The organism is Brevibacillus sp. NPDC058079, assembly GCF_042885155.1.
Lineage (GTDB): Bacteria > Bacillota > Bacilli > Brevibacillales > Brevibacillaceae > Brevibacillus.
Window position 1 is genome coordinate 223,287 of record NZ_JBHVSO010000007.1, and the last position, 24,161, is coordinate 247,447.

The following is a 24,161-nucleotide window of genomic DNA, read 5'->3' on the forward strand; positions in this document are numbered from 1 at the left end:
TCTCTTCCTTTCCTACCGTTTATTTTCTGTATGTTACAGATCTTGTTTGATTAAAATAACCTTTTTCTTCATTTTTTTGTATATTCTTAGTGTTCAAGCGTGTTTGAGCTTGCTGACGTAAAAAAAGAAACCCATTTCTATGAAATAGGCTTCTTTAGCAGTTTAATTATGCAGGTATTTCATTTGACTCAGAAACCGTTTCAAGCATCGAATAGATCGCAAGCAATTCATCCGAAGAAAGTGGGCTGTCTGTCATTTTTATAGAATTCTCGATGTGAAGCTCTTTTGCATATCCATAAATGGTTGCGAGCAGATTCTCTGCTTTTTCCCACATGGTATCAATTTCATGACTACTCGCCAGAACTTCGAGAATCTCTAATCGGACTTCTTCAATTTTTGGGTTGTGAAAGATGTTCTTCTCCGCCACCCTTACTGCGGATTTTTGCAGTGACTCAATTGTTTTGTGACTAACCTTATCGTTTTTTTGCAAGCTTAGGAGAATTTTCGATACGTTCTCAAAAGCATCATTTAACGTGTTCCCGATAATTTCATACAATGTTGAAATCGTATCTTGGTTCAAACCATTCTTGATTTGATCTTGAATCGACTCCTCAAACATATCCAGGTTTTCCGTGACAGGAAAAGCTTTTGCAGACAAAGACATGTAAAAGCTTTCCTTATACTCTTCTTTGGATGGAAGTTTGGCAACAACTGTAGCAAAAGTCGATTCCTTATCAATCGTATTCAACTCTTCCAAGGAACTCTTGAGGATTTCTTTGAACCGACTCAAAAGATTATCCCACTGTAAAACTATTTCATCACGCAACTTGAAATACTCCGTCTTTCTTTCCTCGAATTCTCTGTTGAATGTTTTATAGGTTTCAATAGGCATAAACGAATCTTCGTAACCAATACACGCTCTTCGTCGAGCCATACGTGTAGCCTGCTCCAAGTTGTGAAGTTTCTTCTCGTAAGAGTCGGGAATAAAACTCATTTTTCCCATCTTAATATGCTCCTTCATCAACTCTTTCACATCGTCCCCTTTTTGATTAACATCGATTCCAAAGAGTTTTGGACTCACCTCAACATAATTTCGCTTGCGTCCAATATGCTCTTTAACGATCAGTCCTTGCTTACGCAGATAACCCGCCAGGTCTTCAATATCTACAACCAACCCTTGATCTTTTAGATCCTGGATCAATTCATTGGTTTTTTCCATATTGAATCCAGTCGAATTAACCGTTTTTACATTTTCTATATTTACCTTTGCCATATAAAAATCGCTCCTCTATATAAAGTGTGGGATAAGGAGTCTTAAACTCCCAATCAGCAAAACAGCCAATTTTTTCAAAAACGTGTGTTTGTCACTACGATCTTTTCAATAATCAAGCACCTTTTTCGTCATAACTCCCCAAAAACATTGTCTTTTGAAATAATTTCACGAATTGATCGGTTGCGTCTGCTGATCGATCCAGGAATTCAAAATGTCCCATTTGCAAGTTTAGGTTCAAAATGATATTAAAGGCTACTGCCTCTCTTGAACGAGGAATATGCAGGGCACCCCAGTCTGAACGTCCCATTGCTGAACCAAGAACATGTTCTAATATCAATCGTTGTTCATCTGGGAATTCAATTTTTTCAACTTCCTCGAAAAAAATCTTCATTGTAAGATAGGACGCTTCGAACAGTTCACCTTCGACCGTTTTTTCTACCCTATTGCCATTGAACTTGTACGCTCGGACACGACCAATTGGTTCTAAAATGCAAGCCGCTGTTAAAAAATCTTCGTTAATCTTAGTGACGAAATGATCAGAGTTGTGATTCCACTCGTTAAATACAGCCGCAACAGATTTTATCAATCGTATCGAACGAACGACGAAAGCAAGAACACCACCTTCAAAGCTATAACCACTCATCATGGTGGCTGGCGCTTTGAAATATGCTTCATTCATATCAGGACGAGAAAAAACTGCTTTAATGAGTTTTTTCAACTTTTCATCTTTCAATCCTGACAAAGCATCGCGAAGCTCTGCTTTCAATCCATCCACATCGATTAATCCTACCTCTTTCTTTTCAACAATCTCGAATGAACGGATCTCAACATTAATGTATTGTCCTGCCTCCGTACATTTGACCGTCGCCTCAATAGTTACTCCATCAGGCATCTCTTTAATTGTTGGATACAACTCTAAGTTATTCCAAATCTTCGCATAGCATGTCCCACTGTTATCCGTAAAAACAAGAAGAATCCACGGCTCCCCCTTTGTTTTTGTTTTCGGTTTTTTTGTAATTGATCCACTAATAACCGCTTCCTGACCCTTTTTCAAATCTTTGATTTTTGTTTTCATAAATAAAAAATCCCCTTCCAAAAAAAATTTCCTAATATAATCCCGTTTTCTTCTTAACCGCATTATATAACCGCTTCATTTTCGGTCAAATATTTTTTACCAAACAAAACGAAAATTGTAAAAAAGAACAACTGTCCCTCCTTCTTTTTACAAACTTCTATATTTTATTGTCCATACCGTTATTTATTCGATTGATAAAGGTTAGGAAAAAGAAAAGAACAACAATATGACCGTCTTCTTAAAAATACAAAACAGCCATCTTTAAAAGACGACTGTCAATTATCCGGTGTGATACTGTTATGCAATTTTTATGAATGAATTATATAACAAGCTCCTACTCCGTAAGATATACGAGATTAGATAAAAAATAACAGGTTGTATTTCTACTACTTTATTTAGAAAAGATTTGAACAGGAGGAATTTTACATGGAAAAAGCAATCGTATACAGTTTTGAAAGTAGAAAACCAGTGGAAACAGAGAAGGCAAAGAGATTGCGCATTCGATGGAATCGCGTTGCTTTAGCTCTTGGAGTTGCTATTTTATTGATTTACGGTGCAATTAGTCTTGTTTTGGATGTGTTTGATTCCATTTCGAGTTGGGCACAAGCACAAGAGGTACAACTTACTCAAAAGGCTATTTCTGAGTATGATCAGGTAAAAGTAGTCATCGAATCTGGGGATACAGCTTGGATGATACAAAGTAAACTAACACCAAATGAGCGCGACCTTCGCCATCCGCTTTATTTAGCAAAATCATTAAATCCTGGAGTTCAAATGGGGGATTTGAGAGCGGGACAAGTGTTGATTATGCTGAAAGAAAAAAGTGATGACAATTTAACTGCTCAAGCAAGTAAATGAGACGAGGCAACTCGTCTTTTTTTTCAACCTGCTTTACCTTTACTACGACATTTTGCATAGCATAAAACCCCTTATAATTTGTACAATATAAGGACATGTCAAGGCAGAAGGACGGAGATTGAGACACGGAAAAAGAAAAGGTCAATGTCCTTCACCATACATAAAGGCTCCCCTATTCTATGGGGAGCCTTCTGATTGTGTTTTTTTCAACGATTGTCCATATTTCTTTTCCATATCTCTCATATGTAGAATGCTGACCCCAATCTCACTTTCTATTTCCTGAAGGGATCTATTTTCGTTAATCATCCGCATAAACTCTTCTAAAAGAGTAAAGCCCTTATACTTCATAGAATATTTAGCAATGTCCTCTAATATTTCCTGATTCTCGTAAAGAAATTCAGTTGTTGCTCGAACCAAACCTGAATTGTCCAATTTTACTTGTGCTTGTTGGGAAAGTTTTATTTTCAATATATCAAAATGCTTTTTATTTTGATCCAGAAATAATAAATTATACCTCTTGAAGAGATCTGTCTCTTTTACAAGGGAGAGATCATCCTCATATTTTTTCTGCAACGTTCGATAATGCTCAATTGATACCCCTAATTGATTCTCGATTTCTTCTGGTGTTTTATGAAGACTCACCATTTGTTGAAAGCTTTCCAAGATGGTAAAACCCTTATACAATACTACATAGGAAACGATATGTGGTAGATGAGTTTGATGTTCAAATAAATACTCAATTATTGCTCGAAAAAATCCTGAGTTGTCGAGTTTTACATTTGAGATCATAGATAATTTTTCTTTTAGATCATCGAAACGTTCTTTGTTTCGATCCAGCAATAAAATGCTGAATTTTTTAAAGAGATCCGTTTCTTTCACTTCCATATCAATAACCTTCCTTTATCTTCGAGCTTGTCTTCTCATTGGAACAAGAGTATCCGGTGTTGTAGATTTTGTAGGTTCACTTTCTTCCATAGGAACGTCTTGTACAGATGCAATTGGATATACTTCTACTGCGATTTCTTCCTTTTGATAATCTACAGGCACTTCTTCCTCAATATTTATAGGATACTTCATTTTATTATCTATGTCATTCGTCTGTTTCCATGTGGCAAGCCCCTCTTTATGCTCATACAAAACTTTCTCCATTGCAACCTGCAAACTAAATCCTCGTTCTCTAACATATTGCATCACACGGATAGAAAAATCCTGAATACTTATGTAGCGATTTTTGTAGTAGAGTACATAAATGAACAAGAAAAAGATAATAGCTCCTGCAATTGCTCCATTCCCATTCAAATAGTTTAGCTTCATTCCTTCAACAAGCCCAGGCAAGTCTCTTTCTTCAAACGTGAAATACTGAATAAGAAAATTACCCACAAGCAAGCTTGACCGAAGGACAGCGCCAAACCATAAAGCTGTGTAGACGATGCTTAAAAAGGAACCTGTTGTTTTTGTGCGGTAGTGTTTTCGATAGTATGCCCGAATCGTACCATTCTTTATCAACGGTTTCACCACTACCGCATAAAGAATTGCTAACAATACCATGGTTGCATCCATCGATGCAAGGAAATTGGGGAATTCCCTGGTAAAATACAGGACGATATAAAACGGAATATGGACAAGAACGAAAAATCGAATAAACTCTTTACGAAACAACAGGTTCAATTCAGGATGACGTAAATATCTTGATTTATTTAGATTTTGATTAAACATAGTAATCACAAATCCTCTCTACACTCTTATTTTACTATTTTCCTTGTGATTGCTCTTTTTTTAAAGAATCAACTTGCTTTGATGTCATGACTTTTTGCAATTCTGTATGAGACTGTTTAATGGCCTCTTTTACTTCACCATCATTATAAGCTTCCAATTTAGTCTGTAGCTCCTTCAATAGTGCTTCCTTGTCTACTGAGTTAATTTGATTCCCAGCCTCTTGTATAGCGCTTTGAATCGTCGAATCAATCACTTTTTTAACCTCTTCTGTCTTAACTACACCAAATTGCTCACGTTTATCAGCAAAGGTTCCATACGTAGATTGAATCGATTTGTTAGCATCAGGATTAAAAAAACGATTCAATTGAAGTTTATCGTTAAGGTCATCTACCCCCCATATAAAACCGAAATGGAACAGTAGATAAATAATCGCTCCAATCAGAATAAACTTCATAAATGAACGAACCAAAAAGCTAACAACAACAACCAATACAATCCCAACTATCGCCATCATAAGAAATCCTGCATCCATTGTTTCACCTCCTAAGAATATTGATGAGGTATTATATTCATCTCATCGCGTTCTTATCGGGGTGAAAGGTGCTTATATACCCTGTATTTATTATACAATTAAAAAACATTTATGTAAATAATTTTTTACAAGGATATTCTATATCTTGTGCTTCAAACATCAAAAACTACCTATAGATAGAAAAAAAAGCCCCGAAGGACTTTTTACATATTCATCGAAGTGGTGAAAATCGTGATACCCATGATAACAACAGGCGCAGCTCCCAGTAGGATGATTGCCATAAATGGGATAACCATAGAAGCTTGAGAGTAAACCAGTTGTGATAAATCGTTTCTTCTTTTCACCATATTCGTTTCATCCACAAGATTCTTCATGTTACTCTCCATGATTGAAACACACTCGTCTTTTGCGTACTCAGCAATATCTTCAAGCAGATTAAACATTTCCGCAAAACGATCATTATCAAATTGAGAACGAAGATATGCCATTCCCTCGTGCTTATTTCGTAAGTACATCCGATATCCGCGTTCAAACACCTCTTTATAGTGCGTATTTAATTTCGTTAAGGCGTAAATAATCTCAGTTACCGTCTTATTCGAGCGGAGCATGAGAATCGTAAACATGTAGATCATCGGCAGATCACGACTGCGTGCTAAGATGGACTTCTTTGCTATGTTTTTCATTTTTATACTTGGAAACAAAGCAAACATCATAAAGAAGGCAATGGTTATAAAAATCACATTAAGAGGAACTCCCTTGCTATCTTGAGCCGTGACATTTTGAATATTCATAGCGGTATTCATCAACGTTGGCAATTTCTCCATGAGAAATAGTGCTAACGTTACCATCACCATAGATGCAAAAAATATCAACACCTTAAATGCCATAAAGCTTCTAACCGTGTAGTTTTTGTCATAGCCAGAAAGCTTGAGTAACTCTTTGACTTTTTCTCCCTTTGGAGTCAAATTTCTATCGTCTTCAACAAACCATTTAAAGGGCGCGATGAAGGACAAGCGATAGATTTCTTGATGAAATGGACTTCCGAATGTAGGTTCTCCACTTGTTGTCTCACGATCTCCTTTTGTTTGAAAATACACTACGATAGCCATTACTGCCCAAATGATGAGAAAAACTAAGTAAATCATATGATGGATCCCCCCTTAGAACGTTTTCTTCGTCAATACAAAGTTGATTAAGAATGTCCCCAGGATTGCTGTGAATCCAATTAATAAAGAGATCATTCCTCCTACTGAATTGAAGAAAAACTCAGTAGCATAACTATTAAATCCAAGATTAGCGACCAAAGCGAGTAAGGATATAACACCCAAACAGTAATTCAATATGACGATTGACTTTTTATCTGTTAGACTTTTATCTTTTAGGTAATTTTCTTTCTCCATCATATCTGCCAACGTCGTCAAATTCTTGATTACGTCTGTTTTCTTGCTCTGTTCCTTGTAACTCAATAAAAGAAAAGCGAATGCATACGTCCATGTATTATCAAGTTCTTCTGCAAACTCCATTAAGCTCTTCTCGTAATTTTCCGTAATCATCTTACGTGATAAATCAAAGAACTTTGAGCGAAGTGGCTCTTTCAAATTTTTACTTGTTTCATACATAACCGTTTTTAGATCACTCGTTTTGGTCATTGTTTTAATTAAATGCTTAATGGCAAGCGGGAGTTCTTTTTGAATAAAAGAGTGAATGCTATCTGCGAGCAACTCCAAAGCTTTGCATACAAACCAATGAATCATCAGTGGGAATAGTAAGGCAAATAAATACATTTTGTTGGCTGCAAACATCACAAACAATGATAGTTCTACCATTAAGATCGTTATATAGATGATATTTGCTTTTCGTTTGTTGTCTTTAAAGAAGAAATATATTTGAAGATTTCGTTTCAACTTTTTGAAATACATCAGCTCAAACTTCTTTTTTTCTTTCACTTTAATTTCAAGCTTTGAAAGGTTGAACAGTTCGGTTGTCTTTCGTCGTAGCTTCATACCTTTCAAGAAGAAGTAGAGAGAACCTCCCATCAACATAATCAACAGGAGATTGAAGCCACCCTTCCCTATCTGATGAAGTATAGATTCGATTATTTCCATAGAGACACTCCTTTACAGGTGTTCCATTTGAGTCATTGGAACACCATACTTATTTAGAAGGGCTTTTAATCTGTTGGAGATACGGTTGTCGGTGCGACGATACTCACCTTTCGTAGCATCTTCTGGATCTTGGTGCCAGTAGTATAAAACATTCATCTTGTCAAAATTTCGATTATCATCTAAGACAACTTCACTTACAGAATCAATTCGAATGCGAGTACCAACTTTTCGCATGATGACAATGATTGGAATTGTCTTGGCAAGTTTGTTCTTTAAATGATCTAAATCGAATCCAGAGCCATCCCCCACATACATATCGACGCACATATCCAGAAAGGCATAATCATCAAGGGCGTGTGCTGTAAACATGTTCCCTGCCGTTTTTCCATTAGCTTCGTATACTTGCTTAAACTCATTACCCCTTGTTTCAGGCACGATAATTCGGCTTGCTGTGGTGCGAAGAGATGCCCGAATATGGCGTGGGAAGGTGAAGTTTTTCTCATCATCGACATTAAGCATGACTACATCGTGCCCCTTGAGCACCCGATCAACATCCGTTTCACTTACCGAAGCGATAACAACTTTTCGTTCATCTGGCTTCGTGTAAGTCAAAAGGTAATTGATTAATGTAGTCTTACCTGTCCCCATTTCTCCGCCAATACCGATATTTGCTTTACCTTTCACCAATACCATAAATAAACGATCCAGATATTCATCGATAGTTCCAAATTTCTTCATGTTCTCTAAATCAGGAACAAAGTTTCCAAACTTACGAATATTCATCACGTAACTCTCAGAAGCATCTGGAATAATGATATTTACACGATCTCGGTTTGCTCTTGTTGCTTCAATGATCGCATTTTCTACGTTATTTAGTTCCTTCTTCGAAAATGCAATAGATCGGGAAAAGACATTGTACATATCCCCAAAATTCTTAAATGTCTTCTCGTACATGATCTTCTCTCCATTTTTGACATAATAGATGTCACAACGGAAAGATGGATATGTGTAACCATTCACCATGATCTCCCCAACTTCTGGATCATCATCAATTTCTTGTAGAATTCCCATACCATAAAAGTTTGCATAGATTCGATGGGTGAACCCTTCAACTTGACTATCAGATAAATCTGCGTTTTGAGCGACGATATGACGAATTTTGTTTTCTACATAACTTCTTGCGTCTTTATCCATCGTTGCCTTATTCATCATAAGGGTGTGATATTGAGTTTCCTTTGGAGATCCTTTTGGATTATCCATCAGCTCTTTGACTAATGTAGAAATCTTTTCATATAGCGCTTCTTCACTCAGTGATTTTATACTTTTTTCCTTTTCACTGTCCGACAAATTGAATGCTCGCATCAAATCAACACGTCTACGAAATATAACTGATTTATCATTAGGATCAACATACAGAAGGGTAATTGATCCAGAAGATGAATCAACGCTCAAGAACGTCTGTTCATCTACTTCGCCTTTAAACAATAGTTCATTTTTTTCATCAGAAATCTCTAAGACAAATTCTTTAGCGGTGTGGTCAAGATCAAGTTCAATGACTCCGACATTTTTATTCTTATGTTTTACAACAATTGGATTCGATGAAAATTTGTAGTTCAACAATATCCCCCTCCTTATACTAAATGCTTTTCGATCTCAGCAAAGGTTTTTGCATTTATTCGTTTTGATAGAAACATGGACTCTTTTTTATCTAAATCCACATTATCAATGGATCGTTCGTCATACTCCAATACGCCTGCAACCTTTAATTCAAAGGGGAATTCTTTCAACTTTTCGTTCACCTCAGCTTTTGATTGAACATTTTGCATGTTGTAAACGATCAAAGTTGGATTTTCCCCTTTCGCGTATTGATTGACAATTCTCATTGCTACATCTACACGCAAATAATTAGAATAATTATTACGCAAAACGAGAATGACTTGATCAGCATGAAACAGGGTATAAACTGTGCCCGCATTATTAACCTTTGGAGATACAACGACGATTACAATGTCGTAGAGTTTTCGAGCTGTATCCAAAATCGCTTCGATATGGAACTTTGAGAATTGTTTGTACTTCCCAATAAATTGAGTCCCCCTCAAAACATCCACATCGATACGTGTTGCAATGATGTTCTCTTGGAAAATTTCCTGACTAATCCCTGACTCATGAATATGTGGAAGGAGGTTGTCGATACCATGAGTTTTATCCTGTTTAACGAAGTCATATGCTAAGTACGGATTTTCAAAATCAAAATCCACAAGGAGGATTTTATTATTCTCCTTTTTTTCTTTTCGCTTCATCGCCCTCGCCAAATTGGTCGCTACATACTTTGCTCCGTTTCCTTGAACAACGGACATAATTGCGTAAACTTTACCGCTCACCTACATCTCCCCCTTCCTTATTTCTTTTTGATTTGCAATTTATCGCCTGGGTGTAAGGTGACAACTCCAGGGTTTTGCTCTTTGATTTCCCCTTCGGTAGAACCATGTGCTTTGGCAATACTTTCAAAAGTGTCACCTTTCTTTACAACATAACTAACAGTTGTATCAGTTTTATTACCTCCACGCTTTTTGGAATCCGCTTGTAATTGAAGCAACTCATCTGCATTTTCTTCAAATCGTGGAACCGTAGTCGTATCTTTTTCGGTTAGATCATGGTAGCGAATCACCAACAGATTTCCTGTTTTTTGAGCATCAAAGTATGTTACTGCTTCTTTGTCGGACAGCAGTAAATCAATTGATTGAACAACTGGTGTGTCTTTACCCGCTGAACTTTTCTTGTAATTTACCCCATACACTTCTTTCTTTTCAAAAACTTCGTATACTTTGCTACCTACTTCCGTTTGAACAAAGACGCGAACAGCATCTCCTTTCTTAATAGAGACAGGCATATTCTTCGCTTCTACACCTACCGAAAATTGACGCGTTCCATCTCCACCCTCATTAACACGAGGTTTTGTTACCACTTCATTGGCAAGAAGATCAGAAGTTGCGGTCTTACCCTTAACATCATCGAATTTTGTGATATAAGTCGGCAAAACCATCTCTTTATCAATTTTGATTGCACCAATGTTATCCGTTGAAAACTCCGTTCCTTTTGCAATATCTTTTTTCATAACCAGCACCGTTACTTTATTTGCTTGATCCTGTTTCTTTAAATATATATTGTCGTAATAAAACATTCCCGAAGTCGAAACAAAAGTGAGTAAAAGCACAGATAGCATCAACTTGTTTTTTCCCAGCAAACTCATACACCTCCGATTTTTCGTTGATTAGTTGTTAACATTTTACTTTCATTATGTCATTGACAATAGACAATTATAGTCGAATCTCGTTTGATTCATTAATACCGTTCAGACATAAACGTTTCCTTGAATGTATAGTGATCGATAACTCCACCAACGCCAAAAAAATTTGCTACAGGTTTTAATATTACATTTTGAGATGGAATACTCACTGTCAATTCAATGAAGTCTTTATTGTCTCGTTTTACATAATAAGTTCCTGCATCTTCTAACCCATCAATTCCAATAGCATCCATATTTCCAAGGATGGTATGTGCGTTTACCTCAACTACACCCTTTGTCAAATCTACAAATGCGTAATTTGCTATTCTATCTTCAAACCTCTGTACATCATCAACCGTTAATCCACCCTGGCGTTGTGCGAGAGTTGCCAATGTATGAACTTCACGATCTAATTTCGTGTACGGATGAACATATGAGAAGAAGCCGATACATAGAAGAAAAATGATTAAAAAAAATGACATTGCAAACACTGATTCAATTGAAACGTATCCTGAATTACTTCTCATTCGCTCTTTAATTTTTGAATGATTCTTCAAATTTACCCCTCCTTTACTCAATCAATTTATTGCCTATAAGCAATTTTGACTTTATCATACGATCAAGGTCTTTCCAATAGGCTTGCGTTGCTATCCTGATCTACAAAAAAAAGCTCTACGTCAACCAAATCAAGCTGAACATAAAGCCATTTTTATCGGGATTCATTGAGTAAAGAAGGATTAAGAAACTGTTACATCCAGAACTTTATTCACGTTGTCGATAGCTTTTTCAGTTGTGGATTGACCTGCCATGTAGAGCTGTGTCACAGCATAAGCACCCAATGCAATCATCAATCCTGCAACGATGACGGTTTCAATGGAAATGAAACCTGCTTTGCTTTTTAAAGTGTTCAATACTTGTTTCATCGTGAGTTATTCCTCCTTTTTTTAAGTTTTACATCCTATTGGTTTGCTTCTTTCAAATGTATGTTTTGTTAGAAGCCTCAACGATAAAATTGAGACTTCTATTAATCCCATCTGATTAAGAAACGGCTACATCGAGAACCTTATTCACGTTGTCGATAGCTTTTTCAGTTGTAGATTGACCTGCCATATACAGTTGTGTAACAGCATAAGCACCCAACGCGATCATCAATCCTGCAACGATGACGGTTTCAATGGAAATGAAACCCGCTTTATCTTTCAAAACATTCAGCACATTTTTCATATTGACATTTCCCCCTTTCTTTAATCTTGATCGTAGCAACTGTTCTCACTTCCTATCGTTTCCGATTAAGAAACGGCTACATCGAGAACTTTATTAACGTTGTCAATTGCTTTTTCAGTCGTCGTTTGACCTGCCATATACAGTTGGGTTACAGCGTAAGCTCCCAATGCAATCATCAGACCTGCAACGATGACGGTTTCAATGGAAATAAAACCTGCTTTATCTTTCAAAGCATTCAGTACACCTTTCATTCCTGGAACTACCTCCTCTTCAAATGAATTTTTTATAGTCAATGAAATAATTTACTAATCACTTCAATTAAGAAACCGCTACATCGAGAACTTTATTTACGTTGTCAATTGCTGTTTCTGTAGTCGATTGACCTGCCATATACAGTTGGGTTATAGCGTAAGCACCCAATGCGATCATCAGACCCGCAACAATGACAGTCTCGATAGAAATAAATCCTGCTTTGTTTTTCAGAATAGTTACTACTTGTTTCAATTCCATCTCCTCCTTTATAACAGTTTCTTGTTTGTCAATAAGATTTTTGTCTTATTGCTTATTGTCTATGAGATTATAACGATATTTTCTTTTTTTATTCGAAATGTTTGCTTGATAGTGTTTAATGCTGTTATCAAGCAAACATCATCTGGTTTTCTTACGGAATTGGAGTTTCTGTTACCGCAATATCGAGAACTTTGTTTACGTTATCGATGGATACTTCTGTGAGATTTTGACCACCCATGTAAAATTGAGTGATACCATAAGCACCCAAAGCAATCATCAATCCCGCAACAATAATCGTCTCAATGGAAATAAATCCAGTATCATCCTTCAGTTTTTCAAACGCCTTTGTAAACATTTCGCAACCCCCTCCTTTGTCAAGAGTTTATTTTCACTATTCATGTTTGTATGTTATGTAATGCCGTTGACTTTATAACACAAAAAAGAGGCATAAAGCAGGGTTAGACTACTTTATGCCTTGACTGAGTATTTTTTTATTATCCGAATGGAATGCTTAGAATTTTTTCATGAATCCCAAGTGTAAGATCGAAGAAAGCTATCACCATGTAAGGACCGAATGCAATCTTTCCTTTGATCGTATTTTTCTTTAAAATCAATAAGATAACGGACACTAACGCTCCCAACAAGAATGTCACGATCAAATAGTTCATTAAATACCCGATTCCCATCATCAATCCTATCGCAAGCGACATCTTCACATCTCCCATGCCAATTGACCCCTTAGTTACAAAAAAAATAACAAGAAATGTGAGTGCGAAAAAGAATCCACCTTTCACAAAAACTGTCCAATACTGCGAAGTATTTGCAACAAAGAAAATGGCTAACGCGAACAATGCCAGATTGTATTCATTCGGAATGATATAGTGTTTTAAATCGACGAAGAATATAGAAACCAAAATTGAACTTGCTAAACATAGCAGTAAGGTTTTTGTTGAGTATCCATACTTAGCAAGAAACCCCATCCAGATTGCCATATTTGTAATGATCGCGATAAACTGTTGAGTCTTACTGTAGCCAAAACCCTTTTTTTCACTGTATTTATTCAAGGCTAACACTGTAAGAATTGACAGTGCTAACATAATTACAATTGTCATGTAGTCCTCCCTAATTATTGTTGATAAACCTTTTGAAATCGAATGAGTTTATTTAAATTTGTCTCAATATCTCCAATGATTTCTCCTTCATCTTGAAAGCCTACCGCATCATTCCCTTTCAGTTGAGTGCCCGATATATTTTCAAACTCAATAGTTGTAAAATCAAGCGTTACAGTCGATCCAATTGGGACCTCATCAGGGAGTTGTATGGTGTCTGTTAATACGTTATTGCTTACTTTTTTCATGCTTCTCGAAATCTCACTTTTATATCTTTCTCCGTTCAGTCGAAGCACATAGTCTGCGTGTATTAAATCGGTATCTCCTAATGTGCTGTGAATCGAAACCTCGATATTACCACCAGCCGCCATTGGTAATGGCGAGAACTGCCAATCTAACGGAAAAGTTCCTGTAGGATGATTGAACCGAAGTGGATTCACGACTCTGTTCATCGTTACCACTAATCCATCTACTGAGATAATTGGGTTGCTTGATACATTTGGTTCTTGATCTTTCTTAAAGAAGCTTTCGTATGCTGATATGGATTTAATGGTTACGAAACGATTAAAGAATACTCCGTTTGGCTTCACTTCTGAATACACAATTACTGTTGGATTTTTTATCTTAAAAACAAAACCTTCATCTGTTATGAATTCGCTCGGTGATTCTCCATTGTTGTGATTTACTACATATACCTTTACCAAAGGCGCTTCTTTAACAAATGAATCTACAGCAGGTGTCATATCTTCATTCAGTATTAAGTTTTCCGATAAAATCCGATCAACAACTTCTTTCGCATCTTGATCGATCAATGTAATGTTTGCATCTTTTATTAGCTCTTTTTCCATTTGCATTACTGCCGCAGAAGCCGCCGCATCATTAAATCCTTGAAATTTATCCTTCATGCCATTCAGATAGGTCATTTCAACGAAATAAAAAAGCAACAATGGCAGTAAACTCGCTACAAAAAAAACCATAAGAATGGACATAAAGCCTTTTTCTTCACGTATTTTTTTAAGTTGCTTTATCAATATTTCACCTCCCTCGCTTTTGTCTATTTATTAAACAGTTACATTCATTAATTGATTATATTCAGTTTAGGAATTTCGTAGTTTATAGTCAATGTGATTTGTGTCTAATAAAGACTTATTGACCTCGAACCTTGTTAAACCATTTTTTGTCCTTTTTACCGATGTATATTTTTATAATTTCTATGAGAAAGGAGTTGAAAATGATGAATAATTTGCTTTTAAAATGGTATGTTTCTCGCAGAACAGAACAAATGATTTCTAAAACACCACACTACTGCTCTGATTGCAAAAAAACAGATATTACTGTGCGAAGAATGAGCGTTCTTTATTTGTTAGGGTACATTCTAATCGGGGTGGTTGTGGGGTACTTCTTCAATTGGTGGCTTGGATTTGTTGCCACGTTTGCTTGTCTTTTCATTAACGCAAAGGTAGCAAAACGTCAGTGCAAACATTGCTTATCAACTCATGTACACATTCCTAACGGTGAAGTCGAGCACGATGAGGTATCAAATGAACACACGCCATCATAATCAGAAATTGCGAGATCGTCCGTTTCATAAAATTAGTTCGAATGGAATGTTGTATGGACAAGGAAAAGTCATATCCCTACACCATCCAAAAAGCCTGGAGGCATTAAAGACAGGAATTAAAAGAGGAATATACAATGAAAATGATCTTTTAGGGATATCGATTGACGAAAAGGCCTAAATACAAAAAAGAGAGGGAATAAATCCCTCTCTTTTTCATGTAAGAAGCATAGCAGTTACTTCGTGTATTCAGATTTTAGTTCAATTTTAAGATCGAATCCCTTAACTATAAAAGAATACTGTACAGCTCGATGGTAGCTCATGTAAGGAGCAATAACGTTTGAGAAAGATAAAATATTAGCATCACTTTGTAAATCTGAAACAATCACAGTTACATAGGAATGTCCGTCTAATGATCTCCCGTTCTTATAAAGGGAGAGCCTATTACTTAGATCGCTTTTTGTTTTGGTTAGAAAAGATGAGAAAGCATCTTCGTTGTCATAGTAATAGCATTCTGGTAGCAATGCATTGATACGATTGGAGTCAGATGTTAAATCTAAATAGTGAACCTCACTTTTTTCTAACATTTTGTTTGCGAGTAGTTGTAAAGTTAGTTTTTCTACCGATTCATTATTAGAATGAAAAGTTATTAATTGATCACACATGGTGAGCACCCTATCCTTTGTCTTTTCACTTTTTTTACATTCCTTTCAGCTTTCTATCAATTTTTCAGCTTATACCTTGTCCCAAAAGGACTTTCTTCTTTTTCAACCTCTTTCAGTTTCACCATTGCTTCTAAGACATCCATGATTTCATAATTAGGGATCATTCTTCCTAATGCTTTATTTATATCGGAATGCTTTCTATTAATGGTATCAATAGACAATGGTAAGAAGGACATAAGTACATTTTTCGTTTTCGTATCTACTTCTCCAAACTCATCTAACTCATCGAAAGGATGTCCAGCATGTGGTGATGCTGTCTTCGTTGTCCTAAAACGAATATAGAACGTCTTCTTTAATGTAGCAGAAGATACAAAGGCATTTCCTGTCGGTAAATCAGGAAGCCGAGATACTTGTTCAGCACTCAAATTTGTCTCCGTTTGAATCATTTTCATATCTGATTCAATTCCAGTTCTGAAGATGAACTTTGTATTGAGTTGTGAGGCAATTGTTTTATCAAGTAGAGCTGGTCGTTGTGTTCCAAGTGCCAAGAACACACCATACTTACGACCTTCTTGGCTTACTTCTCGCAAGATAGCCTTAATAGGATTCATTCGCTCCCCATCAGGGGCGAAGATATGAGATTCGTCTGTAATACTAAAAAAGGGAGGAAACTTTGGTGGTTGGTCAACCCCTTGCTCATTTTTTCTCCAATCCCGATAAGCTCTTCTTTTTCCATACAGCCTCCGTGTGATATAAGAAGCAATCATCTTCAATTGACTAACTTTTCCTCGAATGATTGCCATTTTTCTTTTAAGCATACAAGCTTCTACCTTAGAGATATCATGATTGAAGATTCCCGTTTTATGCAATTGATCAAGTCTCCACGAGAGTGCTTGCAAAGTTGGCAAACCAGACACTTTGTCTTTCAATCGCTCATATAACTTCACGATTTCATCGGGCAATGTTACTTGATCCCTCTCATGCTTCGATAGCTCTTGAATTTCAAAAGCTTTTTTCAGATCAGTCAGACGCTTATACAAAGTTGTGAAACTATCATTCTTTTGATGAAGAGCTTCCATCGCTCCGCGCATCGGCATCGTCAAATCTCCGATAAACTCCAGTAAGTATAATAACTCCTCTGTATTTAACTCAGTGAAGTTGATTCCTACATTTTCTCCAATATTGAAAATTTCGTGTTTGGATGAGAAATCTTCCATATGCTCTTCTGCCAAGCCATCCGTTGGTTGATTAAATTCCAACTCATTATGAGGATCAAAAGCTACCGCTGGTATTGAATGTCGCATAATTTCCTCACATCCAACCCGAAGACCATACGTCTTTCCACTTCCTGTTCCACCAAAGTACCCGAGATGTGGATATTCTCGCAGTTGGTAATGAGGCAGGATAAAAGGGACACCTTTCTGATCAAGAATACCAATACCACGTTCATAAAGCGGTGATAGATTTCTTAAATAGTCAGGTAGAAGATCCTGGATTTTTTCTGTACCTCGGATAATACCGAGAACTAAACCTTTATTGGGCGGAGTAGGAATCAAGAGGTCTTCAATATCATCAAAACTTGGTGTTGTAACAGCAGAATGTGTAGTAACAGGTGTCGTGATTTCATCAAGCAATTTTAGCTTTGCTACAGAAACAGGTTTCCCATCTACATTCAAACCCAAATCTTTCAAACTCTGATAGATACCTGTTTCGGTTGAGAACGTGCCCGATTCTACTTTGTGGTACAGTTTCGTCTCGATGACTTCTCCAATCAAAGCTCCATTGTATGAATCTTTAATCAGCAAATATTCATCTAATACTAATCGTCTTTCAATCGACGCAATAACAATTTCTTTTGGGGTTGTACGTCCCACTACAAACATATTATTACTCATACATCAAACTCCTCTCTTCTGAATTATACTTTTAATATCTTATTTTGTAAATTTTAATTTACAAGTAAAACCGTCTGTTATTCATCGCAAATCAATCTACCTACTTCTTACGTTATTATAATTTATTATGAATAAATGATGAATTATCTACGTAATCACATACGGAATAATATTGTTAAACATAATAAGCCGACCAGGGAAACCCTAATCGGCTTATTATCATGCAAGCTTTGTTGCGATAGTGCTTCCATCTATTTTTTTGAATAGGTAAGCTACGTCTCCTACATTTGATAAATATTCATCATGCGTTACCATCATCGTTTGACGTTCAAAGTGACTACTGATTTCTGATAAGAATCGGGCAACTTTCTCAGAGTGACCTTTCGATACAAACTTAGAAGGTTCGTCCAAGAATAGTGGAGCTACGTTATAATCACCCGTTAATTGAAGCATCGCTGTTTGTGTCGAAATTGCTACAACATCGGCAGCTCCCCCGCCATCTTCTTCGGCAGGGTCTGTTTCAATTTGATAGTCTTCAGCTTCCTCTTCCTTTGTAAAAAAGTTGGCAATCCAATGCCTTGCTTGTTCTTTTAACTCGATCTCAAGAGATATGTTATCGCCCAAAATAAATTGTAATGCCCTTGTCCCCATATCTTGTAAAACATCTCTGGATTGTTCCCGAGCTTCTGTTGCGGCATCCGTGACCAATATCCTTTTCAATTCAACCTGGTCGCGCTCCTCAAGCAAGCACTTAACGGCATTCTCCTTTTCAGCCTTATTCCGTTGAAGTTGTTGCAGAACAGCACTTTCTTTGTGATAGATACTCCTTAGTGATTCCAAGTAATCATTTGCTTTAACTGCATTCACGGAATCCCCTCCTTTCTTCTCATGAATCCATTACTTCAGCATGTTGTATTTTTGTAACAGGTCAAACGGAATCATGCTTTTAATTTTTTCAAACTTATTCTCGATTTCAGCATCAATAGCCTGAACTTCTTTCTCAGCTTGTTCCGCAGTAGTTCCCAATGCTTTTAATTCCGCGTCATTTTCTTTCAATTGTGTAACATACGCATCTTTGTTGGCAATTGCTCTAAATCGTAGTTGTTCAGATGCTTTTAATGCTTTTTCTGTTTGTTGCAATTCTGCTACGAATGCTTCGTTATCGTTTGAATGAATGTGTTGACTCATCATATCCATCTCCTTTTAAATTCCTTTAATTCGATTTATATCCATGTCACGTTTTATGATGCCGCAAACTGTTCCGCAATTCGATTTACCGTTACGCGATCAATCGTTCCATAACAAACTGGACAAGAACCTGCTTGCTCTAACAAACTTTTGTATTTATTGACTAAAATAGCTGATTCATTATTTTGTTTTTTAATGGTTGAATCATCGTCAGTAATTTGCTTAATGATCTTTTTCCTTCCATCCATGGCTTTTTCAATGTTTGACTTCCGTTTAGTGATCGCGGCAAAACTATCAAACACCTTACGTGCTTCTTCAATATACTTAGTTTTTGCAAGTGTCTCATCGATCAAAGCAAGCTTTTTCGAGACTTCTTTTCTTGTTAGCTCCAAACGTTTCGCCCGTTCCGCCAATCCCTGCAACTCCTTGCGTCTAATCTGGGCGGTTTCAACTTCTTTTAGTAAACGATAAGCTTCATCAATTAGCTGTGTTTTTGTGAGAATTTGATTTTCTTGTTCTATCAAAGCGGTTATACGAGTTCGTCTCACCAAAATTTGCCGAATTTCCTGACTCTGTTTCTGTAGCAATGACACCGTTTCATGCATTTCCTTTGCTTTATCCAAATCACGTAAAGCTTGCAATGCTTCTTCTAACAAATTGTACTTCGTTTGCACAGCCTGTCTCTTGCTGAGTAGGGAAGCCAGTTGGCTTCTTTTCAATTCTTGTACTTTTACTTGTTCCAATTTAAGAGATAATTGCTCGATATCTTGTAAACGGGAGATAACGTGCTCATTTTCTTGAATAACAGCTTCTGTTTGCTTACGCTTGTTTATTAAAACAACGATCTTATCTCGTCTCTGGTTTAAAGCCTCGATTTCTTTTAATAGCCCTTCCACATTTGACATTGTTTGTTCCAAATCATCGAGGTGTGTATATTGCCGAATCTGTTCGTCCAGTTTTTGCACATCCGCCTGCGCCTTTTTTAATTCGTCATTCACTTTTCGATCCTCAGCGTCAAGCTCCCTTGCTACTGCATCCGCATAATGAGTCCCGTAAATTGCCCCGATAATCTTTGCTTTTACAGGAGCAGAGAATTGATCACCGATCAAGAACCAACCAGAGCCTTGCTTCATAAAGTTCAAATTAAACTGCAAGTCGCTGTCGATAACAAATGGATTGTAACCAAGAATTTTCTGTACTTCGGGTAACATCTTCGTATTATGATAAGCAACTTCACCAGTCATTGGATCTGTTATCTCATATCCGTTTCTACCGTTAGACTTCTTTTCCATAATTCGCGAAACAATATATCCATTTGATAAAAACAGCGTTACTTTTGCATATTTGGCACCTTTTTTAATAATCCGATCACCTAATGGTTTGTTTTCGTAAACCCACCTGAAGGCTCGAAGAACGGCTGTTTTCCCTTGACGACTTTCGCCTACAAAAATATTCAAACCTCTGGACAGTTCAAGCTCGGTATATTGGTGTGATTGGAAGTTTTCAAGAATGATCTTATCTACATGAGCATTATTTAAGACTTTTTCAACGACTTGAGACATTTCTCGTTTTTTTTCGCTAATTCGATCAATGACATCATCTCGAATAATGAGAGGCAATTCTTTTGTCTCAGCTTTATTTCGAATAATTTCAATGATATCCGTCGATTTTGTATTTCCTGCATCGCGTACTGCCTTTTTAAACTCTGATAGACGATCTTCCCGCTTTTTACGCTCTACAATTTTTCTGCGATTCAAGACTAATTCTCCGTCTTGCGCAGACTTCAAGAATATTTCCTTGAGTTGCAAACCGTTTTTTTTCGTAATATCAATGAGCAACACTTTCGGTTTGCGGTTCATTTCTTTTACATCATTTTTTGTCCGAGGAATTGCTCCAGGATTCACAAACCATTTACCATTGATTTCAGTAAGCGGAAAGCCAATGTGGTCATGTCCAGTAATCGTTAAATCCGCTTTAGTGTGCTGGATATGATCAATCAATGTATGACGAAACATGTTTCCCATGCTTTTATCACTCAAATATCCATGAACAATATGAATATGAAAATCGCCAAGTTTCTCTTCCACAATATAATCATCAATGTGTTCAGGAGCATCAATATCCAAGTGGTAGTGAGTGCCAGTGACAGCAACTTTAGCTCCATCTTCGGTGTAAAAGAAGTAGGGATTCTCTTTTGTTGCAAAGGTCATCAACCCCACCTTATTTAAAAAACCAATAGAAGTCTTCGGTAGCGTTTTAATGTTATTTCCATACAATTCATGATTACCTGCTACCCCAATGAGAGGTACATAATTCTTTAATTGACTCAGTGCTTTCTCTTTATCTGCATCACTATTCGAGGTCAATAAACGCAATGCTTCATAAACACTGACACCCGACCAAACTTCCATTAACCATGCAAGATGATTATCAGGTACATTGGGTGAATCTAAGAAATCACCTGGTTGAAGAAAACCGTTTACCTGATGTCTTCTTCCAATATCAATGATCTCAAGTGTTTTCAAACGTTGTGTCTCTACAAAATCATCCATTCGATTCTCTGGGCTTGTAACACGTTCATGTTTATCCCCAAAGTACAGGAGTCTCATGTTCCTTCCCCCTTACATATTCTTTTCTTTCAAAAACTGCTCAAGCGACATGGTTTCAATTCCCTTTGCTTCCAAGGTTTTCGAAATTGTCTCCAATACGTAACGCAAAGTAACAACCCACGTTTTGCTCTTTCGATAAAACCAATTGTCACTAACCTCACTATCATCTGTAATTAACAGATGCTTATATTTCAATCCAGAATCTTCCTTGTATGCAAGAAATGCTTCTGATACTGCATTCGCATAAGGCATCTTCGTCAATACGTCTCTTACGTGTTCGTTTTCGTACCATATATCAAGCGCCTTCGATTTAAGACCAAGATATTCAAATGTAACTTCCTTTTCATCAATCTCAAATACTTTTCCAGGCAGTTTCTTTTTCCTAAGCAAATTCATAAATACGATTCGATCCATGATCCATGTTCTCCCATCACCCAAAAGCTTTTGGTCAATCCATTGACGAATGGCACAATCTGCTACACCAATAAATTCATTAAATGCTTCTTTTGTCGTTAATACTATATTTACACTTTTTTTCATAGGTCTTCTTCCTTTTATATTGTCTGCCGTTTTTGTATTTTTCGTGTTGACTATAGTGTATATCTAATTTAACATTTCGTCAATTAAAAAGTAAATTATTTTTTACACAAAACAAAAAAGCCTGCTTTAAACGCAGAGCTTCTTTTTGGCATATGCAATGATTTCTTCACTTGCGTAAATGCCCGACTGCTGTGTAATTGAACACTTAGGGAGAAGAGAGATCGTATGATGGAGCGGCGCAATTCCATCAGAAGTAACCGCAAACATAGATGCGTCCATCTCTGCGTCACCTGAACTAACTGTTATAAGTGGGTTGTACAATTGGATCAGGTATCGAATGGCACTTGCCTTTGATATGCCCTGCGGAATGAGATAAACTTTCCTTCCTTGTATAAGGAGAAGGCATCCCCTTTCGTAGAACCAAGAATACATGTCCGATACCCGTTCTTTTTGATCTTTTGTCCAGCCATCAACTTTTGTCATTACCATATACTCATTGATGCTCCATGCTGGATATCCGAGTGCTTTCATCTCTACGAAAAATCGTTCCATTGCTTCTTTTCGGTCTTCTTGATTTGCTTCCATTAGATGGTAGATATGAGCATCCCAAAAAACATCGCGTCTTCCATTTCGGAATATAGATCTTCCCGCCTCACAAACAAGGATTTCAGGAGGGTCATTCTTAATAAATGATATACGCATTGCTTCTTCCCATTTACGTGCTGTTACAGGAACAAACGTTGTTAGGCTTCTCATCTCTTGCAAGGATATGTAAGAAGCGGGAGTCATATATGATATCTCTCTCCCGTCTTTCTCTTCAACCAGGACAAGTGGCGTATCAATTCCTTCTACAAATCGCTTGGAATAGATTAGAGTACGATCTAAATCACTAAAAAACATGATTATCACTCCTTTATCAATCCCATACAGGAATACGACATGTTCTTGTACATCTCAACAGGGACACCCTTATCATTTGCAAGCATTAGTATGTGTTTCATTTCAGGAGCATTCATGTTCTTCACAAGGATTTTCCATGGCACTCTTCTGAGTAACACTCTGGTGGTTTCTCCTATTCCTGGTTTAACCTTATTAATGCTGTTTATATTAAATCGCTGTTTAACTTCTTCCACTTCTCCCCATCCTCGATTCGTCACTTCTTCACGCACACGTCGATTCGGCAATGTGTCATCAAATTCTTTCTCGACTGTCTCAATAAACAAACGTGACAGATCTTCTTTTTCCCAACGCTCATAATATTTAGCTCCGTGGTAATCATAAGATCCAATGATGTCGTCTCGATGGACGGTTCGACTTGCTAATCCACTTACTATCGAATTCAAACAAGAAGAAGGCAGAAAGTAATCACTTCGCGTGCCGAAAATAGGAGCAGCCTGTGCTGGATCAGCCAATACTGCTAAATCTGACATAAGAGAAAGCTCATAACGTTTGTTAATCAACTCTATTGACTGATGAAGAACCTTGTTGATCGTGCCTTTACCTGTCCAACCATCAATAAATTGGATCGGATTTCCTTGATGCTGATTCGCAATATAAAGGATCGCATTAACATCTAACCCTTTTCCACGAATAATAGAAACACTATAATGAGCAACATTCATTCCATATCGATATTTAAGATAGCGTTTAACCAAAACACCAATTGGTGTACCTGCACGGGCTAACGACACAAGGACTACATCCTCACCTTTGTCCAGGAGGATCATTTCTGCAACATCCGCCACATACTGAGCCATTAATGGCGAAGAGGATTTGAGCGAGGAGTGAAACAAATTCAGATATTCCTTTGAGGGAAACGATTCAATCGGAAGCATTTCGGAATAATGAATCCCGCCATCCATTCGATCTTCTCGTTCTTCATTTCCCTCTTCTTGAATGGCATCTCCAATATCTTTAAGCATGAAAATACAATCTCCAGTTTCATAACTTCCTTTAAACGTTGGAGTTGATAAACACGCTACTGTTTGTTTGAATAAATCATTCATACAAATTCGCTC

28 protein-coding genes are annotated in these 24,161 nt (G+C 37.0%); 2 read left to right on the forward strand and 26 right to left on the reverse strand.

Annotation, left to right across the window (positions count from 1 at the left end; genetic code table 11):
• Positions 1 to 166: 166 nt before the first annotated feature.
• Both ACFVS2_RS21455 and ACFVS2_RS21460 read right to left on the reverse strand, forming a co-directional pair.
• Entirely contained in the window at positions 167 to 1,273 is a 1,107-nt protein-coding gene (locus tag ACFVS2_RS21455; protein WP_390237448.1) for a hypothetical protein, read from the reverse strand.
• 112 nt (positions 1,274 to 1,385) lie between these two features.
• Positions 1,386 to 2,348 (reverse strand): metal-dependent phosphohydrolase, encoded by a 963-nt coding sequence (locus ACFVS2_RS21460; protein WP_390237451.1) that lies wholly within the window; start codon positions 2,346 to 2,348, stop codon positions 1,386 to 1,388.
• Positions 2,349 to 2,774: 426 nt separating this feature from the next.
• Here ACFVS2_RS21460 and ACFVS2_RS21465 point away from each other — a divergent pair, with 426 nt between their 5' ends.
• Entirely contained in the window at positions 2,775 to 3,206 is a 432-nt protein-coding gene (locus ACFVS2_RS21465) for a hypothetical protein (protein WP_390237453.1), read from the forward strand.
• A gap of 177 nt (positions 3,207 to 3,383) precedes the next feature.
• Here the strand turns inward: ACFVS2_RS21465 and ACFVS2_RS21470 are convergent, their stop codons facing one another.
• The 16 genes from ACFVS2_RS21470 to ACFVS2_RS21545 all read right to left on the reverse strand — a co-directional run bounded on the left by ACFVS2_RS21470 (position 3,384) and on the right by ACFVS2_RS21545 (position 14,719).
• Entirely contained in the window at positions 3,384 to 4,091 is a 708-nt protein-coding gene (locus ACFVS2_RS21470; protein WP_390237456.1) for a hypothetical protein, read from the reverse strand.
• Between the two features lie 15 nt (positions 4,092 to 4,106).
• Entirely contained in the window at positions 4,107 to 4,922 is an 816-nt protein-coding gene (locus ACFVS2_RS21475) for a hypothetical protein (RefSeq protein WP_390237457.1), read from the reverse strand.
• Positions 4,923 to 4,956: 34 nt separating this feature from the next.
• Positions 4,957 to 5,454 (reverse strand): hypothetical protein, encoded by a 498-nt coding sequence (locus ACFVS2_RS21480; protein ID WP_390237459.1) that lies wholly within the window; start codon positions 5,452 to 5,454, stop codon positions 4,957 to 4,959.
• Positions 5,455 to 5,657: 203 nt separating this feature from the next.
• Entirely contained in the window at positions 5,658 to 6,599 is a 942-nt protein-coding gene (locus ACFVS2_RS21485; RefSeq protein ID WP_390237462.1) for a hypothetical protein, read from the reverse strand.
• Between the two features lie 15 nt (positions 6,600 to 6,614).
• Positions 6,615 to 7,559, reverse strand: coding sequence for a pilus assembly protein TadB (locus tag ACFVS2_RS21490; protein WP_390237463.1), 945 nt, complete (start codon positions 7,557 to 7,559; stop codon positions 6,615 to 6,617).
• A 12-nt stretch (positions 7,560 to 7,571) separates the two neighbouring features.
• Positions 7,572 to 9,176: an ATPase, T2SS/T4P/T4SS family gene (locus ACFVS2_RS21495; RefSeq protein WP_390237466.1), complete on the reverse strand. Its 1,605-nt coding sequence runs from the start codon at positions 9,174 to 9,176 to the stop codon at positions 7,572 to 7,574.
• A 14-nt stretch (positions 9,177 to 9,190) separates the two neighbouring features.
• On the reverse strand, positions 9,191 to 9,940 hold the full coding sequence (locus ACFVS2_RS21500) for an AAA family ATPase (protein ID WP_390237469.1): 750 nt from the start codon (positions 9,938 to 9,940) through the stop codon (positions 9,191 to 9,193).
• Positions 9,941 to 9,957: 17 nt separating this feature from the next.
• Positions 9,958 to 10,809: a LysM peptidoglycan-binding domain-containing protein gene (locus tag ACFVS2_RS21505; protein WP_390237472.1), complete on the reverse strand. Its 852-nt coding sequence runs from the start codon at positions 10,807 to 10,809 to the stop codon at positions 9,958 to 9,960.
• Between the two features lie 92 nt (positions 10,810 to 10,901).
• Positions 10,902 to 11,402 (reverse strand): hypothetical protein, encoded by a 501-nt coding sequence (locus tag ACFVS2_RS21510; RefSeq protein WP_390237475.1) that lies wholly within the window; start codon positions 11,400 to 11,402, stop codon positions 10,902 to 10,904.
• Between the two features lie 180 nt (positions 11,403 to 11,582).
• Complete coding sequence (locus tag ACFVS2_RS21515; RefSeq protein ID WP_390237478.1) at positions 11,583 to 11,768, reverse strand: hypothetical protein; 186 nt, start codon at positions 11,766 to 11,768, stop codon at positions 11,583 to 11,585.
• A 115-nt stretch (positions 11,769 to 11,883) separates the two neighbouring features.
• Complete coding sequence (locus ACFVS2_RS21520) at positions 11,884 to 12,069, reverse strand: hypothetical protein (protein WP_390237481.1); 186 nt, start codon at positions 12,067 to 12,069, stop codon at positions 11,884 to 11,886.
• Between the two features lie 65 nt (positions 12,070 to 12,134).
• Positions 12,135 to 12,320 (reverse strand): hypothetical protein, encoded by a 186-nt coding sequence (locus ACFVS2_RS21525; protein WP_390237483.1) that lies wholly within the window; start codon positions 12,318 to 12,320, stop codon positions 12,135 to 12,137.
• Between the two features lie 67 nt (positions 12,321 to 12,387).
• Positions 12,388 to 12,579, reverse strand: a complete 192-nt coding sequence (locus ACFVS2_RS21530; protein WP_390237484.1) for a hypothetical protein — start codon at positions 12,577 to 12,579, stop codon at positions 12,388 to 12,390.
• A 151-nt stretch (positions 12,580 to 12,730) separates the two neighbouring features.
• Entirely contained in the window at positions 12,731 to 12,934 is a 204-nt protein-coding gene (locus ACFVS2_RS21535; protein ID WP_390237486.1) for a hypothetical protein, read from the reverse strand.
• 139 nt (positions 12,935 to 13,073) lie between these two features.
• Positions 13,074 to 13,691, reverse strand: a complete 618-nt coding sequence (locus ACFVS2_RS21540; protein WP_390237489.1) for a prepilin peptidase — start codon at positions 13,689 to 13,691, stop codon at positions 13,074 to 13,076.
• A gap of 14 nt (positions 13,692 to 13,705) precedes the next feature.
• On the reverse strand, positions 13,706 to 14,719 hold the full coding sequence (locus tag ACFVS2_RS21545) for a cobalt ABC transporter permease (protein WP_390237492.1): 1,014 nt from the start codon (positions 14,717 to 14,719) through the stop codon (positions 13,706 to 13,708).
• Between the two features lie 203 nt (positions 14,720 to 14,922).
• Between ACFVS2_RS21545 and ACFVS2_RS21550 the strand changes: the two genes are divergently transcribed.
• Positions 14,923 to 15,249 carry a hypothetical protein gene (locus ACFVS2_RS21550; RefSeq protein WP_390237495.1) on the forward strand — a complete coding sequence of 109 codons (327 nt, stop codon included), beginning with the start codon at positions 14,923 to 14,925 and terminating at the stop codon, positions 15,247 to 15,249.
• Between the two features lie 233 nt (positions 15,250 to 15,482).
• Here ACFVS2_RS21550 and ACFVS2_RS21555 read toward each other — a convergent pair whose 3' ends face one another.
• From ACFVS2_RS21555 to ACFVS2_RS21590, 8 genes are all read right to left on the reverse strand, one after another.
• Positions 15,483 to 15,911, reverse strand: coding sequence for a hypothetical protein (locus ACFVS2_RS21555; RefSeq protein ID WP_390237498.1), 429 nt, complete (start codon positions 15,909 to 15,911; stop codon positions 15,483 to 15,485).
• 56 nt (positions 15,912 to 15,967) lie between these two features.
• Positions 15,968 to 17,806, reverse strand: coding sequence for an ATP-binding protein (locus ACFVS2_RS21560; RefSeq protein ID WP_390237499.1), 1,839 nt, complete (start codon positions 17,804 to 17,806; stop codon positions 15,968 to 15,970).
• Between the two features lie 219 nt (positions 17,807 to 18,025).
• Positions 18,026 to 18,673 (reverse strand): P-loop NTPase family protein, encoded by a 648-nt coding sequence (locus tag ACFVS2_RS21565; protein WP_390237502.1) that lies wholly within the window; start codon positions 18,671 to 18,673, stop codon positions 18,026 to 18,028.
• Between the two features lie 30 nt (positions 18,674 to 18,703).
• Complete coding sequence (locus ACFVS2_RS21570) at positions 18,704 to 18,994, reverse strand: hypothetical protein (RefSeq protein ID WP_390237503.1); 291 nt, start codon at positions 18,992 to 18,994, stop codon at positions 18,704 to 18,706.
• Positions 18,995 to 19,047: 53 nt separating this feature from the next.
• Positions 19,048 to 21,603 (reverse strand): metallophosphoesterase family protein, encoded by a 2,556-nt coding sequence (locus tag ACFVS2_RS21575; protein ID WP_390237504.1) that lies wholly within the window; start codon positions 21,601 to 21,603, stop codon positions 19,048 to 19,050.
• Between the two features lie 12 nt (positions 21,604 to 21,615).
• Entirely contained in the window at positions 21,616 to 22,143 is a 528-nt protein-coding gene (locus ACFVS2_RS21580; protein ID WP_390237506.1) for a hypothetical protein, read from the reverse strand.
• Positions 22,144 to 22,269: 126 nt separating this feature from the next.
• The gene (locus tag ACFVS2_RS21585; RefSeq protein ID WP_390237509.1) at positions 22,270 to 23,043 is read right to left on the reverse strand and encodes a hypothetical protein; all 774 of its coding nucleotides are present in this window, start codon (positions 23,041 to 23,043) and stop codon (positions 22,270 to 22,272) included.
• Between the two features lie 5 nt (positions 23,044 to 23,048).
• Complete coding sequence (locus ACFVS2_RS21590; protein WP_390237512.1) at positions 23,049 to 24,149, reverse strand: cysteine protease StiP family protein; 1,101 nt, start codon at positions 24,147 to 24,149, stop codon at positions 23,049 to 23,051.
• Between the last annotated feature and the right edge of the window lie 12 nt (positions 24,150 to 24,161).